General features: G+C 40.6%; 17 protein-coding genes and 2 pseudogenes. 13 read left to right on the forward strand and 6 right to left on the reverse strand.

Annotated features, from left to right (window positions below; translation table 11 throughout):
* Positions 1–221 precede the first annotated feature (221 nt).
* Complete coding sequence (locus tag ACLFKQ_RS26485; protein ID WP_449002655.1) at positions 222–2,051, reverse strand: VapE domain-containing protein; 1,830 nt, start codon at positions 2,049–2,051, stop codon at positions 222–224.
* Positions 2,051–2,221: a hypothetical protein gene (locus ACLFKQ_RS26490; protein WP_449002656.1), complete on the reverse strand. Its 171-nt coding sequence runs from the start codon at positions 2,219–2,221 to the stop codon at positions 2,051–2,053. The genes ACLFKQ_RS26485 and ACLFKQ_RS26490 overlap by 1 nt, the downstream gene beginning before the upstream one ends.
* A gap of 457 nt (positions 2,222–2,678) precedes the next feature.
* Between ACLFKQ_RS26490 and ACLFKQ_RS26495 the strand changes: the two genes are divergently transcribed.
* From ACLFKQ_RS26495 to ACLFKQ_RS26505, 3 genes are all read left to right on the forward strand, one after another.
* On the forward strand, positions 2,679–2,858 hold the full coding sequence (locus tag ACLFKQ_RS26495; RefSeq protein WP_449002657.1) for a ribbon-helix-helix domain-containing protein: 180 nt from the start codon (positions 2,679–2,681) through the stop codon (positions 2,856–2,858).
* The gene (locus ACLFKQ_RS26500; RefSeq protein ID WP_449002658.1) at positions 2,851–3,327 is read left to right on the forward strand and encodes a hypothetical protein; all 477 of its coding nucleotides are present in this window, start codon (positions 2,851–2,853) and stop codon (positions 3,325–3,327) included. The genes ACLFKQ_RS26495 and ACLFKQ_RS26500 overlap by 8 nt, the downstream gene beginning before the upstream one ends.
* Positions 3,328–3,911: 584 nt before the next feature.
* Positions 3,912–4,304: a hypothetical protein gene (locus tag ACLFKQ_RS26505; RefSeq protein WP_449002659.1), complete on the forward strand. Its 393-nt coding sequence runs from the start codon at positions 3,912–3,914 to the stop codon at positions 4,302–4,304.
* On the opposite strand, the gene ACLFKQ_RS26510 is transcribed toward ACLFKQ_RS26505, so the two are convergent.
* Entirely contained in the window at positions 4,269–5,411 is a 1,143-nt protein-coding gene (locus ACLFKQ_RS26510; RefSeq protein WP_448998311.1) for an IS4 family transposase, read from the reverse strand. The genes ACLFKQ_RS26505 and ACLFKQ_RS26510 overlap by 36 nt on opposite strands.
* 169 nt (positions 5,412–5,580) lie before the next feature.
* Between ACLFKQ_RS26510 and ACLFKQ_RS26515 the strand changes: the two genes are divergently transcribed.
* The 3 genes from ACLFKQ_RS26515 (at position 5,581) to ACLFKQ_RS26525 (ending at position 7,580) form a co-directional block, all read left to right on the forward strand.
* Positions 5,581–6,381 (forward strand): tyrosine-type recombinase/integrase, encoded by an 801-nt coding sequence (locus ACLFKQ_RS26515; protein WP_449002660.1) that lies wholly within the window; start codon positions 5,581–5,583, stop codon positions 6,379–6,381.
* A 79-nt stretch (positions 6,382–6,460) separates the two neighbouring features.
* Entirely contained in the window at positions 6,461–6,802 is a 342-nt protein-coding gene (locus ACLFKQ_RS26520) for a hypothetical protein (RefSeq protein ID WP_449002661.1), read from the forward strand.
* Positions 6,803–6,935: 133 nt separating this feature from the next.
* Positions 6,936–7,580, forward strand: a complete 645-nt coding sequence (locus ACLFKQ_RS26525) for a hypothetical protein (RefSeq protein ID WP_449002662.1) — start codon at positions 6,936–6,938, stop codon at positions 7,578–7,580.
* A gap of 144 nt (positions 7,581–7,724) precedes the next feature.
* Here ACLFKQ_RS26525 and ACLFKQ_RS26530 read toward each other — a convergent pair whose 3' ends face one another.
* Positions 7,725–8,297 (reverse strand): hypothetical protein, encoded by a 573-nt coding sequence (locus ACLFKQ_RS26530; protein ID WP_449002663.1) that lies wholly within the window; start codon positions 8,295–8,297, stop codon positions 7,725–7,727.
* Positions 8,298–8,481: 184 nt separating this feature from the next.
* Between ACLFKQ_RS26530 and ACLFKQ_RS26535 the strand changes: the two genes are divergently transcribed.
* The 7 genes and pseudogenes from ACLFKQ_RS26535 (at position 8,482) to ACLFKQ_RS26565 (ending at position 12,923) form a co-directional block, all read left to right on the forward strand.
* A complete protein-coding gene (locus tag ACLFKQ_RS26535) occupies positions 8,482–8,991 on the forward strand; it encodes a hypothetical protein (protein ID WP_449002664.1) in 510 nt (169 codons plus the stop codon).
* 53 nt (positions 8,992–9,044) lie between these two features.
* Positions 9,045–9,428: a hypothetical protein gene (locus ACLFKQ_RS26540; RefSeq protein ID WP_449002665.1), complete on the forward strand. Its 384-nt coding sequence runs from the start codon at positions 9,045–9,047 to the stop codon at positions 9,426–9,428.
* Positions 9,344–9,555 (forward strand): annotated as a pseudogene (locus ACLFKQ_RS26545) (transposase); the annotation flags it as partial. The gene ACLFKQ_RS26540 and the pseudogene ACLFKQ_RS26545, both read left to right, overlap by 85 nt.
* Before the next feature lie 265 nt (positions 9,556–9,820).
* Positions 9,821–9,982, forward strand: coding sequence for a hypothetical protein (locus ACLFKQ_RS26550; RefSeq protein ID WP_449002666.1), 162 nt, complete (start codon positions 9,821–9,823; stop codon positions 9,980–9,982).
* 47 nt (positions 9,983–10,029) lie between these two features.
* Positions 10,030–10,392, forward strand: coding sequence for a hypothetical protein (locus ACLFKQ_RS26555; RefSeq protein WP_449002667.1), 363 nt, complete (start codon positions 10,030–10,032; stop codon positions 10,390–10,392).
* 190 nt (positions 10,393–10,582) lie between these two features.
* Entirely contained in the window at positions 10,583–11,317 is a 735-nt protein-coding gene (locus ACLFKQ_RS26560; protein WP_449002668.1) for a TVP38/TMEM64 family protein, read from the forward strand.
* Between the two features lie 61 nt (positions 11,318–11,378).
* A complete protein-coding gene (locus ACLFKQ_RS26565; protein ID WP_449002669.1) occupies positions 11,379–12,923 on the forward strand; it encodes a mercuric reductase in 1,545 nt (514 codons plus the stop codon).
* 422 nt (positions 12,924–13,345) lie between these two features.
* Here ACLFKQ_RS26565 and ACLFKQ_RS26570 read toward each other — a convergent pair.
* Positions 13,346–13,483: pseudogene (locus ACLFKQ_RS26570) on the reverse strand (transposase); the annotation flags it as partial.
* Between the two features lie 188 nt (positions 13,484–13,671).
* Entirely contained in the window at positions 13,672–14,805 is a 1,134-nt protein-coding gene (locus ACLFKQ_RS26575) for an FAD-dependent oxidoreductase (protein ID WP_449002670.1), read from the reverse strand.
* Positions 14,806–15,215 lie beyond the last annotated feature (410 nt).

The following is a 15,215-nucleotide window of genomic DNA, read 5'->3' on the forward strand; positions in this document are numbered from 1 at the left end:
AGATAGCACTGTAAGCTAAGCCCTGTATGGGTTTTGCTTTGTCAGTTAAATGTCAGGGAAAGACTGAGCTTGACTGACACGATGCTCGAAAGGTATACCAGCTATGGATTTTGGGTGTCAGGGAAAAAAGTACTAGTTCACTGACATTCACTGACATCAAAAAAGTCCCATGAATAAATGCTCATAGGACTCACAATCTTTTAATTTATGGTGGGCAGGCTTTATTCGCTCAAACAATAGACATCCTGTCTTTTACCCTCAAATCTTTTTTGTTTGACGCTCATGCCCAACCTATTAGTCAGAACGCTTTTGAGCTTGCCCGAAATCAATCTATCGGCACGTCCGTGAATGGTTTTACTTGAGGGAAATTGAGATAGGTCATAGTTGGCATTAGTAAAGTATTCCGCTCCAAAAATAGCGAAACCGAGATTACTCAGATTCATGGGAACTTCGGCATGGGTTTCTCTACCACTGCCTATAGGACCGGGTAGAATACCGCGCTTCAATTGGTCTTCGGACAATTCTCTCATGTACTCTAAGATCATTTCCGTGTCGGTATCCATGTATTGATAACGTCTCGACATTTGTTCTTGAACATCACTTAGTTCGCGAGGGACATATCCCAGTAATTCGGCATCTTCCTTGACCTGTGCCCAAAATTGCTGTTGTTCGTTCTCATCTTCGAGCCAGGCAGAATCAATGTACTTGGCTCCGACACTAATAATAATGAAGCGTCGGTTCCCCGTCAGGTCTTTGAGGAATTCCTCGACGTTAACCGTACCGCAACAAGAGTAGCCGCGCTTGAGAAGAATACTCTTTCTGGCATAGGCGGGGCGCAAATCATCCTCGGTCTGAGATAGAAATTTCTTAATGGCACCAGCTTCTTGTTTACCAGACATCGTTTCGATCTCATCAAATTCAACCAAAGCGTGCTTGTGGTAACGTAGCAGCTCGTCCTTATCTTTAATTTCTTGACCGTTGGAGTGCGCATTAACTAGCTCTCCCCTTTCATCGTCGTAAATGCATTTGGGCGCCAAGTTTTTAAAGAAAGTGCTCTTGAATCTACCCTGTTTCCCGTGAATAATCAGGGCGTTATCGTGCTTGGTACCGGGAACTAACCAGCGATTCATCGTACCTTTGAACCAGGTTTTGACAATCTCGAATTCCTGGGACTTGGCATCCATATGAAGGGTTTGTGCCATGAGTTGATAACGGTCTACTCCATCCCAGGCAGGCAAATTCTTAGCCCATTCCTTTACTGGGCGATATATATGATTGACGCCAATATTATCTTCGATGTGATTGGTATTGAGGTTGCGAAGTTTTTGACCGGGAGTTCCGTCATAGAAGTTTTTCTGGCGCGCGTTGAGAACCCGCTTCATGGTGGCGTCGAGAACCGACCAAACCACATCGCTTCGGTCATTATAGGTATAGGTGCTCGTACTCAAATCGAACCTAATGTTTTCATAGCAAGCTCGTTCGAAAGCACACTGAATCACTTCAACGCTTTGACGGTAGCCTTGGATTTCAAACACTTTTTCTTCATACTGTTTGATTTTCGTCGGACTCGAATCTGCGGGAGGTTTTTCTGGCAGCGGGTACATATCCTCCACTTGTTTTTGCTGCTGTCGTGCTAGAACAAAGGTTCTTTTTATTAAGCGATAAATCGAAGGAATAGATTCATCGTTTTCATCGATATCTAATTCACTGACAAGGGAATCAGAAACCATGTTGGCTAAGTGCACGTAGAATGCTGCCGAGTCTCTATCTGCCAATTCTTGAATGAGATCGTGGTAGCTACGAACCAAAACTTTTTGCAGCATCTCCACAATAGACTCGGGTTCTTGTGTAAGATTAGAGGTATTAGAGTTAGACTCAGATAGCTCTTGGGTATTTTGACGATTCTGAATTTCTTCTGAGTTTTGTACTTGGGCTTGATTCTTGTCTTGAGTATGGTTCATTGGTAAATTCTCTAAATCGTTATTAATAATTTCTTTTTTCTCTTGAGTGGGTGCTGTTGGCGCAGCCCCATTTTTAGTTGTTTCGTTCATTAGTGCACTCCTTTCGGATTGAGTTCGAGCTCTTGTCGCATCTGATTCCAGAGCGCATGTCGCACATAATCAGAAATATTGGTAAAGTTTTTCTCCGCCTGTTGACGAATCAATTCCTTAAATTCAGGTCTAATGATTACCTGTAATGTGGTTTGACCACGTTTAGTCATGGGATTACCTCCGATAGATTTTGGTGAAAGTCAAGAGGACGCAATTTGGTTCTCTATAATGGTCTTACCCGCATCTTTTCAAAAACCAAAGTGTCTGCGTTTTCTTCTCTATCCCAATCTACCGGGTATTCTCAGGCAGGTAATGGTTTTGCATCATGTTTATTGGGGCGAACTTAAGTTGATAACGTAGAAAGGCAAAGCGTTTGCTAGATTTTAATCGCAGCGAGTTTACCCAGGGCGTTAGCTTTCCCATCAAATCCTTTGAAGGTACCTACGTTTGCACGACCGCTCTTTGAATTACGTCTGGGTACTGGAGTTTACATTGAAACTGCTATGGGTAAAAACGTAAGATCTACAAACGATACCTGGAATTAGCCTTACAAGTGCTCGCATCGGTTCCCAAAAGTCTGGGTAAGAGCTTAATGTTGGTCTTAATCAGTACAACTAGAGGCAAAATATGCCCCAGAAACATCACTCTGCAATCGTCAAATTTAGTATTCCAATCGAATTACTAGAGCTAATCGACCGAGCGGCAGCTTCACGATACCAAACCCGTAGCGAATATTGTCGCAATACTTTAGTCAAACGTTTAATCAATCTCGAATCCCCTACCATAGACAAATTGAACCATGCTTAACAATCAAAGCTCCTCAGAAAACCTCAACCCCGAATTCCTTGCAGCCATAAATTTAATCAATAATTTCTACCGTTATAATCCCAACGGTAATTCTAGAGGCAAATGGGAAAAATATGACGCGGACAGTCAGACTTGGAACGAAGTCTCAAAGCACAGCTTAAAATTTGTGATGACTAAGTCTTATCAAGAAGCAAATGGTAAATATAATGGTAAATATAAACGCCTGACTCGTAGCATAATCGACAATATTCAGTACCATGCTTTTATCGAACAAGATTTGATTCAAAAATTCTTGGCAAATTCCGAGCAAACAGCTAGCCATATTGAAGAGCCGTCATTAAATTTAAATTTGCTGAGCGAAGAAGTAATTGAACTTTATAAATCTGGAGGCTATGACGATTTTGAGGGAATACCCGACTGGGTAGATTCGATTATTCAAAGTATTGCTTCTAAAGCAAGATTGAACTGACCTAATCTAAACATGCTTCGAGTTCTAAATAGCCAGTAATTCGATTAGTACCCATCATTACTCGCACGGCATCTCTATGTCTGTAGTATTTATGGATCTATCCTACCTCGTGTCTAATATCCTTAAGAGCCTGCTAGAGCAAGCAACTTAAACTTTATCGGTAACTTTCCAGGCTAGGAGCGCAATTATTCGTGATCGCAATTGAGTTTTCCAAGCATCTGAACCACAATCCTATAATCTTTTGTAAACAAATACTACAAAAGTGAGAAATTTGGGTCAGAATTGGGTCTAATCTAGAATTAATAGTCCAGCCAAATTCGCTCTAATTTTATTGCTAAGAAAGCTGAAACCCTTGACCTGTATATTTTCCATGGGCAAAGTCGGACTCGAACCGACACGTATTGCTACGCCACATTTTGAGTGTGGTGCGTGAAAGAAGTTGCGCCTGAGAAAAGCTAGTAGCTAAAAATTCTAGAATCTATATATAGCAATAGCTTCGTCAATATTTTGCGAGGGAAAAATTTTGACTTTAGCTCTGTTAGAGAAAAGATTTTGGTCTCAAAATTGAATAAATTGGTTTCTTTTTGGTTTCTAGACTCAACACAGAAACCAGAATGTACATTGATGGACGCGATAAAGCCAAGATTGGCAAAGTTAATATCGATAAATACAAAAATAGCTACCGCGTTCGGTTTACCTATCCCAAAGGTAAGCGCCATCAAATCGTTATTGCATCAGCCAATGATGATGGATGGTTCGAGGCTTTAGCAGTAGCCAAAGAAATAAATAACGATATCAAAGCGCGAACTTTTGACTTTAGTTACGAAAAATATTTGCCGCGACAAGTTCAACAGATTGAAATAGTACAAAGGGTCTGGGACTTAGTTCAAATCTGGAACCAGTACAAAGAGACCAACAAGCCTGAAGGGGTGACAAGGGAGCTAGAAAGATTGCTGGATAATAAACATAGCTCGTAGACCCCTCTGGTAAAAAGGCAGCTTATTGAGATTGAGCCACATCAATTTGTTTATCCATTCCTTCATCAAGGTAAATGAAACCAGCCAGCTACTACCATATAAACCAAGCCAAAAGTAGCTGTTGCGAGTCAAAGATTGTTTAATTTTTCGATGGCGACCGATGTATTTAGACTGACCTCGAAGGCTAAGAGTATGTCCTTTGAACACCGAGTGAGTGTAAGCAATGGCGATGAGCAAAACTAGACGAGTAAGGCGTTCAATCTGAGCTTGCGACCCCTCGAGATTGTAGCCACCTGACTTGCAATCTTTAAACATCGCCTCAATCCCTACGCGCTTTTTATAGGCTTTGACAGCTTCAGGTAAATTGGGTAAATTTGTCAGCAGATACCAGGGTTCCTTTGCCCCCATGCCTCGGTAAATACGTCGCCAATAGACCCCTAAATAAATCCCCGAAACTTGATGCAGTTGAGTGACTTTAGTTTCTTGATAAAACCGTTGGTCTCCTGGATTAACGTCTAGGTCTTTTAAGGGAGTAAAACCTAATTGAGTTACCATTATCTTCGTACTCTTTCTCTGTCGAAGCACAAAGTAGACCTGCTGCTGGGTCAGCCACTTAGCTAGTTCAACACTCTGGAATTCTCTGTCTCCTAAAATAACGATTTGGTGTTGTTTAAACAGCTTCAATACTGGACGTAATATGGCTTTTTGTTGAGCGAAGTTACTGGCTCCTTTCTTCTCTAGAAACTGCCAGTATATAGGCAAAGCTCTTTTCGCCATCACTACTCCAACCATGAACAGATTTTTATCTTGCCATTGAGTTCTATCTAAGACTAGATAAATTGTCTGGTCTGGCAAGAATTTCTTTTGAACTACTTCTTTGACTATGGGAAACCAGACTAACGAAACTGATAAAGCTGAGGACTTCAAAAACCTTTGGATTCGGCGACGACGGCTCTCATATTTAATTGGTAAAGGGAAGTATGCAGCTAGTCTTTCTATCTTTACTTGTTTGTAGGTCTGGATAAGGTATACCAGCACTTCCAAAGTAATTAGTTGGTCATCACTCAGATAACGTGAAAGATGATTGCGGTACAATTGGTTTAACATTTTTTAGGGTTCGGTCGGATTCTCAATAACTGACCGAATCTTTTTTACCATAGGTTGTCTCTGTTCTCTACACTGTCTGACTTCTCACAGGGTTGTCACCCCGTCAGCCAACAAGCACATTAGCGAACTGACAACGCAAAAAGCATCCTGGAAACAAACCGATAGCTGTTTGGATAAAGTAACTAAAAAGGCATTGCAGCTAAATCGGACAGATTTACTATTATCCGAGCTATTGGCAATATACTCCGTAGGAACTTTGGAGAGGGTGTTTCCCGATCTTAAGGCTGCTTGCTACCTGTCTCTCAAACAAGGTCAAATCGATAAGAATCCCTTTGTAGGTCTCAAACTTCCAAAACGAGCGAAAAAGAAAATCGAATGCTATGAATCAGATGAGATCGAGGTAATACTCGAAGCTTTTAAATCTGACAAATACGTTAGTAAGTATTCTAGAGTTCCCCATTCTTATTACTTTCACTACGTAAAATTCGTCGCTCTGACATTTTGTCGCCCAGAAGACGCGATCGCGCTTACTTGGTCCGATATTAAAACTAGAAGCAACGGCACGTTTATTACTTTTTCAAAAGCTTATTCGAGAGGCGTTTTCAAAGATGGCAAGACTCGCGAAATTCGTGTCTTTAAATGCAATCGGGAATTGAGAGATTTTTTGAGAACCGTACCCCATAAACCCAACCAGCACAATTTACTCTTTCCAACTCCCAAGGCAAGGAGTTACATGAATCAAAGAGCCTGGGGACGCGATGTCTGGAAGCCATTAGTTACTAAGTTAGCTTTATCAGGGAAAGTTCATAAGTATCTGAAATTCTATAGCCTGCGGCATTCGGGAATTACGAGGCTGGTACGAGCGGGCATTGACGTAGCGACCATTGCTAGACTCGCGGGAACGAGTCCCGAAATGATTCTCAATAACTATCTCGCGGCGAGGGACAAAATAGATTTACCACCGATGTAGAGTAGCGGGCGATATCTCAAGAAAAAATAAACTTTCGGTTCCTTTACTGCCAAAGAAAAAAAAGTAAAGGAACAAACCAATGGAATTTCTCACCAACAGCATCGCTCTATCCTTCGTAGATAAATTATCTCAGGAGACCAGTCGCTATCAAGACATCGGCAAAGATGCTTATGATGTTCATACGACTCTCAAATATATCTTTGCCAGAGCCGAAGACGTTCAAATCTATTTAACTGCCAACGAATTGATTACCTGTGGTACGCGCAATCCCAGGTTGGTATATAGCGTTACAGTCTATAACCATATTGCTGGCGAACTCTTGGAAACTTACACCACCTATGAACTATCAATCGCTTTAAGCCTAATCAAAACAGAATTTCTCGCCGCTTTAGACAATTACTATACGTTGAAAGACGAATAGCACTAAAAAGCAACTACGAAATTCGGGCGGGATTTATACCCGCTCTTGTCCCTATTGCTGCACGTAAAAATCGGTGACTGTCTCCACAAAAAAAAAAAGAAAAAAACTAAAACTAAAACTAGAGGAGACAATCATGTCCAATAGACTACAGAAAGACTTAGCCAACGCCAAAGCTAGATTAAAAGCAGCACTCAATAAGTTAGAGAAGTTAGAATCAAGCGACGACAATCAAGCAATAGCCGCAGCGCAGAGCAAAGTCGATCTAGAACGAGAAATAATTGAGGATATTGAGAAACGTTTACAAAACGAGACTAAGAACTTTACCGCGATCGTCAGACAAGAAGATGGCAGTCTAGACGAAATAGCAGAAGACAACGCTCCCCCGATCTCGAAGAAACGAAAACGTGATTTACCCCAGGTTAGCTTTCGTACCGATGAAGAGTATTACGAACGACTAAAAATACACTACCAAAATCCAGTTAGCAGTCATTTATCTACATTTGATAATCTGGCGGATATGACTAGGAAGCTAAACCTGGCAGACCTTAAAGGCGATATCTACTTCGGCATCGAACGCACTAATCAACAGTTGGCGCGATTTCTCGAAGCGATTAAATCAGATAAATCCTTACTGCCATCGAGTGAAAAGCTGATGCTACGCAATACCTTTATCAAATTTCAAGCCGACAGCGATGCCGAGAAAGCAAAACTCGTCGAGAAAATCGAAAGTTTGCATCAATTTATTAAATCGCTCGAATTATATCGACGCTCGAACTAAATTTACCGACTGAGTTGATGGAGGGGAATTTGTTCCCTCCGTTTACTCCTACTGGTATACGTAAAATTAATTCAGGTGCGCCATTAGGTCAGAAACCACCAGTAATTTGGGTTAGTTACTAATGGTTTTAAAATTACCGAACGGTTAAATTGTGCAGCAAGCACCAAGATACATAACAACGTAAGGTCTGATTTTACGGTAACTCCTTTGAGTATCGATAACGTTAACCTCTTCGTAAGCTTCATTCTCTAACTTGCCAAAGTCTCGTCCTGGCGATCGCGGGATGTATTTAATAGTTCGGATTTCAAACGGCAACGGCATTGATTCTGTTAATTCGTGCTTCTCGAAATAATAGAGTGACATATTGGTCACGACAGGCATTATTGCCTTTCTGTCTGATACTTCGCCTTTGCTAGCAATCCGACTAACCGTTTCGGTCAGAGTAATTTCAGCACCCAATGCTTTGAGTTCCTTTATTTGATTGGAAGATAGACAGTTATCGGCATAACCATAATAAAGTCTGACAACCGTAGCTTCTGAATATCCGATCGCTTTAGCAATGTCTTTGTAAGCCAGACCCGATCTAATGTAATGATTAACGAGATCGATTAGTAGCTTGCGTTTCTCACTTAGCTTGTAACTGATGTTGGGATGGATAAATGTTTCGCCATCGGTAAATTTAGTCTTGTTTCGGGGTTTTCTCTTTTTGGTACTCATATCATCCTCAGATTTTTTTTTGTTTTCTGAGGAAGTTCAAGAGAAAAAAATAACCTAAGAGAATTTTGCTCGTGCAGCACTACACGATGCAAAAAGAAAAATAAATATAATGTTTAGCTTTCAAACCAGGACGACATTACATTTCGGGATACTAATTAGCGACCTCATTTAAAAAGAAAAAATAATGAATGAGGAAACTAAAACCATGACGGCACGAGAGTTTAATCGATACGTAGACGTATTTGAATACATCGTTAATGAGAAAATAATCCCATTAATTGCAAATGTACTTAAGGCGATCGTTACCTTAATTTGCTTGAGCATCAAAGGAATTGCAATAATACTACATTACATTTACAAAATTACTGGCGGTGATAGAGTTGATGCTGCCAAGGAATTTGCCAAGAACGTAAAGGAAAATCCCAAATCGCGATCGCAAAATAATGTTAGAGCGACCGGTATTCCTCCATTGATAATTCCCGCGACCATTAATGAGGCAATGGGGCTGGGAATATCGAGTTACAATTCTCTAGAGCAATACATTCAGGTGAAACTTAAATCAGAACTAGCTACCAATTTAATTTACACCAGTTCTTATCCTGCTCCCAAGAACCGCAGGTGCAAGAAACGTTACATCTGCCTGGGCGATCACTGCGTTCCCAGAGACATTGCAGCATTGACCGCATCAGTATAAACACTTTTATTTGCAGGCTCAATATATTCTCTTGAGCAGATTCATTGGCAAGCATGAAGCAAACCGTGCCGCAAAAAACCATAGGAATTTTGCTATTTTCCCTAATTACACAAAAGCCCGCAATTCCTCAAGAAAAAAAACTATTGAGGAATCACATCATGTTGAAAGAATCTTTAAAGGCGGCGATTGATTATCTTTACTCAAGTGGCGAGTTTGAGATGACTATCGAATTAATCGAGGATGGTCTAAACGAAGGGATGGTAAAGCCAGATTCCGTTACAACCGTCTTAAATGAAATGGCGATTGAATCCGATCTATTTCTCGAACGAATCCTGCAAATCATGACCGACTACACAATCAACGTGCAGGAGTTGAAGTTACAATTTCTCAAGGCGTTCGTGGTTTTGATATGCGGTCTGCTCATTATACAGGTTTGAACAAAGTTAATTTACAACACATACTTACTGCGAATGCGATGAATGCGATTCGTCTGTTTACGTGTTTTGAGGGAGTTCCTCGGCTAAAACTCGCATATCTTCTTTTGCTGAGTTAGCTCCTGATTAGCTAAAGTATTTTTGCTTGTCCGCGATCGCTTTTAGTTCTTATGTTAAGTTCGTCAGCGGAATCCGCAGCGGGACAGTTCACAGATGTCTGCTGTGACAGAGTTGTACATGTTGGTCAGGATATCAAACCGCCTCTGACAATACTGTTTTACCAGAACTGATAAAAATATGCTTTTTTTGGGAAAAATATTTGCGTGGACTGAGATGATTTTTCGATCTCAGTCTTCAAAAATTCATACCGCATATTTTTGGGGCTTGGTAAAATAATGAAAATATTAAGCAATCAGCAAATAGAATACTGTAACTTAACTAAAAAGACTGAACTGGGACTAGAATATTTACCTGGTGTTGCTTATGGAAATAAGCTTCATACAAAAGATGCATTTTTTTCTTTGGAACGAAAACAAGATGCATTAGAGATGCATTAGAATATTGTCGCAACAAATTTCTAGATTTCCGAGGAGAAGTTTCTTGTGTGTTGATTGAAGAGCCTATTGGTTTTACTGTCTGGATAGAAGATAAAAATCTAAATCTTCTAAGTGGGTCTGAGTCTATGGACATTGTAAATCAAATCGATCTCGACGACCTAGTTTCTAAAATGAGAAATATAGGTGGTGTTCAGATCGAAGCTCGTCGTTATAGATTAAAAGTTTATCCGAAATGTTTTGTTGGTAGCGAAGCAGTGGAATGGATGCAATCAAATCTGAAGCTGACAAAAAAACAAGCAGTTCGGTTAGGTCAAAGATTAATAGATGAAAATTTAGTACATCATGTCTTAGACCAACATAAATTTGCCGATGATTTTTTATTTTATCGTTTTTACTGGAATGAGAAATAAAAGTCGCAAACCTTTTAGCCACTGGTTAATCAGACGTAATTCTCTAAGCTTATGCACCACTAAGCTTTTGGAGAACGGGTCGTAAGATTGTAAAAATCAAAAACTCTTAGTAAATCGACCGCTACCAATCAATATTTTGGTTTGGTTTTTATTGTTATCGGTGTAATTTTAGTCAGTTCCCAATAGATTAATGAAAAAAATAATTGATATTGCCATGCTAGCTACGATTTCTTTGGCAGTCGCTATTACTCCTGCATTAGCCCAAGGAACTAGTGGAGGGTGGTTTGCTCCCCAAGAATGGTTGCGTAATGCCCTGGAGTGGATTCAGGGGTTAGGAACCGTAGGGATTATCGCTTTTATGGCATTGTATGTCGTAGCGACGGTTGCTTTTTTACCTGGTTCGATTCTGACTCTCGGTGGGGGAGTAGTCTATGGCGTAATTGAAGGTTCAATTTATGTCTTTGTCGGCGCGATGCTTGGCGCGATTTTGGCTTTCTTAGTCGGTCACTATCTAGCTCGAGACTGGGTTTCCAAAAAAATTGAGGGTAATGAGAAGTTTCGGGCTGTAGATAGAGCCGTGGAGAGAGAGGGTAGTAAAATAGTTCTCCTAACGCGGCTATCTCCTGTATTTCCTTTCAATCTGCTAAATTACGGTTTTGGCGTTACTGGCGTATCCTTAAAAGACTATATTTTAGGTTCCTGTGGAATGCTGCCAGGAACGATTATGTACGTTTATATCGGTTCTCTAGCTGGTAGTCTGGCTACCCTTGGTGGCGAAAATCAACCCAGCGATCCTGTAATACAGTGGACGATTCGCATTGTAGGATTTATTGCCACTGTAGCCGTAACCTTATACGTTACCAAAATTGCTCGCCGCGCACTTAATGAAGAAATTTCTACTGAATCTTCCGAACAATTTTCTTAAACGAGCGACTGATTGAGAGCAATTCTAACCTTATATATTTTTAGGAGCCGATTAAAGCATCATGTCACATTCAAGAGTAGAGAAAGTAATTGTTCCGCCAATGGATGAGTATAATCGCCGTTTGGTAGATTATGTGCATCCTATAGACTGGATTAGCCCCAAACCTGCTGCCTGTTACGATTTGGTAGTTATTGGAGCGGGAACGGCTGGATTAGTAGTTGCCAAAGGAGCGGCAGGAATTGGTATCGGTTTAAAAATAGCTTTAATCGAGCGGCATTTGATGGGAGGAGACTGTCTTAACGTGGGCTGCATTCCCTCCAAATGTATAATTCGCTCCTCGCGTGTAGTAGCGGAGATGCAAGAGGCAGAAAAACTTGGAATTGCTGCACCCGAAACTATTACTGTTGATTTTGCCTCCGTAATGCGGCGGATGCGGCGGGTGCGATCGCAAATCAGCAAAGTTGATTCGGCGGCAGGTGCTAAAAAATCTGGTGTAGATGTCTTTTTGGGACAGGCAAGGTTTAGTAGTGCAGACTCGGTAGAAGTAGATGGTAAAATCCTGCGCTTTAAAAAAGCAGTGATTGCTACAGGAGCAAGAGCTATCGCTCCCGAAATTGAGGGGCTGGCAGAAGCAGGCTACCTGACCAATGAAACGGTTTTTAACTTGACCGAAAAACCCAACCGTCTGGCTGTTATTGGTGGAGGACCGATTGGCTGTGAATTGGCGCAGGCTTTTCATCGCTTGGGTTCTAGAGTAACTCTACTCCATCGTGGAGGGCATTTGCTCAGTAATGAGGATTCCGAAGCTGCCGCCATCGTTCGATATCAATTTGAGACAGATGGTGTCAATCTGGTTTTAAACTCCGAAATTCAGTTTGTTCGTCAGACCAGCAGAGGTAAAGAGATTACCTATACCAAAAGTCAGGGTAAGCACACTGTAACTGTCGATGAAATTTTGGTGGGTGCTGGACGTGCGCCAAACGTAGAAGGATTGAATTTAGAGGCGGTAAATGTGAAATACGATCGCCACGGCGTAAAAGTTAATGACTTTCTGCAAACTAGCAATCCTCGGATTTACGCAGCAGGAGATATCTGTCTTAAGGAAAAGTTTACCCACACCGCAGATGCTACAGCGCGAATCGTAATTAAAAATACTTTGTTTGCTCCTTTTGGCTTGGGTAAAGATAAGTTGAGCAAATTGATAATACCCTGGGTAACCTATACCGATCCCGAAATCGCCCATGTGGGACTGTATGCTGAGGAGGCGCAAGCACAAGGCATTAAGACTAATACCATTAAAATTGATTTTAATCATTTAGACCGCGCCCTAGCTGATGGTGAAGAGGGAGGATTTCTTAAAATTCATCATCCACAAGACTCGGATAAAATTCTCGGCGCAACTATTGTGGCTCGTCATGCAGGGGAAATGATTAGTGAGGTAACAACGGCAATAACTAACGGAATAGGCTTGAGCAAGCTCGCCAGCGTGATTCATCCATATCCTACTCAGGCAGAAGCAATCAAAAAAGCCGCCGATACTTATCGACGTACCCTGCTAACTCCCAAGACGAAATTTTTCTTGGGTTTACTGACCAAGTTTTCCTAACAATGGGAAATGATAATAAGCTTACAGCAGTTTTCAAATAAATAGATCGCAATGGGGTCTGCCAATAAGTTTGTGTCAAAGCGAAAAAGTCATAGTGGAAGTCGCCCATCGAATTCGGTCAAAAATCGATTTAAAGCAGCTTTACCATCCCGTAGGGGTTTATTCCATCTCTAGAATAAATTGTCTACAGCTAGATGAATAACTTGAAGTGCAGCTTCATCGGTCGGAAAATCCGATGATTCCTCAACACTTTTCTCAAAATCATATTCATTGACTAGAGCGCATTAGTAATGTAGATGATACGGCAAATTTCTGGGGGAAATTGGAAAAAAGGGATGACGTGCTGCTATTCAGCCAACCAAGACTTACTAACTAATTGGGGCATAGGTTGAGTCCAATTTGTCGGCAAAAGCCATCAATGCTTATTCGGCTTCAGCTTCAGTAGCAGTATTGTACATGCTTTTCAAGTCAGCAGCAATAGCTTTACGGTGTTTGTAAGAGGCATAGCGCAAGGAATTTCGTACTATGCGTACCATACACGACTGTATGCTGTTTTGGGCAAATACCGCTTCGTCGCTTCGGCAAAGCCATTTAGACCATCGATACTAGCAATAGAGTAGGTTTTGACCTTTGGCACAATTTATTATACATACTCCTTGGATTAAATCCTTTAACACACAAAAGTTCTATCAGCCACTCAGAAGTTACATTTTAGACTTTTCGTACATCCTCTAAGGAATAGAAGTCTTTACTTTAAATCAAAAAACTGATTCATGAATTTTCGGTCAATATAGTCTTTGAGCCACCAGAAGACACTAGATTGCCAACCAAAATTACTCCACGATGCGATCGCCTTACGATCTCCTGTCCCAATTAATGCTAAATACTTGTGTTGAGGAGTATAAGTTTTTAGTGGTTTACCTGTAAGTATACGTTTCCAGTTATCCACTAGTGGTTGTCCTTGACGTACAGCGAAAACTCCTGCTTTAGGACGTTTGTAGTTAGTCATACTAGCAATGTCTCCTGCTGCAAAAACTTGAGGATGAGACACTGACTGAAGAGTATCCCTAACTAATATGAAACCTTTAGCATCGGTAGTAAGTTGAGACTTTTTAACCCATTCAGGTGCAGTAGCTTGAGTTACCCAAAAGGTGCGATCGCACTTAATTTTCAATCCCGATTTGCAATGAATATAATTTGGTAAAACTTGGGTAACGCCTTCTTGTAAATGCAGTTTAATACCCCGTTTTAAGATAATTTTTTTAAGCTTGTTGCTTACCCAATCATTGTGATTGGAGAGTAGCCGATCTCTACGATGAATCAAATGAATTTGAAGTAGCTCTTTTTCTCTAACTGGCAAAACTTTTTGTAAACAAGTTTGCATATTCAACGCCAATTCTACTCCACCAGCACCACCTCCAACAATCACTATCGTTCGCGGTCGAACTGGATTTAATTTTGCTTCTCGTTTCAGCTGATACCAAGCATTAAGAAACACAGGTACAGGCTTGGCGGGAATAGCATATTCTTTAGCACCAGGGATAGTAGTATTTTCGGGGGTGCTGCCAATATCTAAAGATAAATAATCAAATTCAATCTGATTAAGATTACAAATAACTTTATTGTTGTCAGCATCTATCTTAATTGCCCGATCGACAATCAACTTTGCACCTGCAAATTTAGCCAGACTAAGCAGATTAATATGAGTTTCAGAGTAGCTATAAAAACCCGCCACATGACCAGGTAACATTCCTGAATATGGTGTTTGCTTTACATCACTAATTAAAATTAAATTTACATTGGATATAGGTTTGAGTCCCCATTGCTTGAGTGCGATCGCATGGGAATGACCACCACCAACTAATACTAGTTTTGTTTTCATGTTTTTTATGAACCTATTCCATTAATAATATTCTGTTAATCTAAACGTGAAAGGTACCCAGAAAAAAAGAGGCATCGAAATTAACTTTTATACGCTTTCATCAAACAGCAAAACGACGATATTTACTTTGATACCGAATACAACAAGGTTCTTCCGCAATCTCGGTATATCGTTCTAAAAAATTGGAGTTTAATGGCTCTCTTTCTAAATTGCAATCGCTTCTGGCAGATATCGTAACCTTTATCAGCATTCAAATCTGGAATATTTAAAAGTGTCTTTAGCGAAAAAAGGCCAACGCTGCATAGAAGATAGTTTTGAGACACTTGTATCACGAACCCATATGTAGTCTAGCCACAAAATCTGAGAATAAACTGATTTTCTCCTTAATTTGTTCTTACTTGTGTTTTAGC

The sequence above is a fragment of the Myxosarcina sp. GI1(2024) genome (assembly GCF_053543375.1).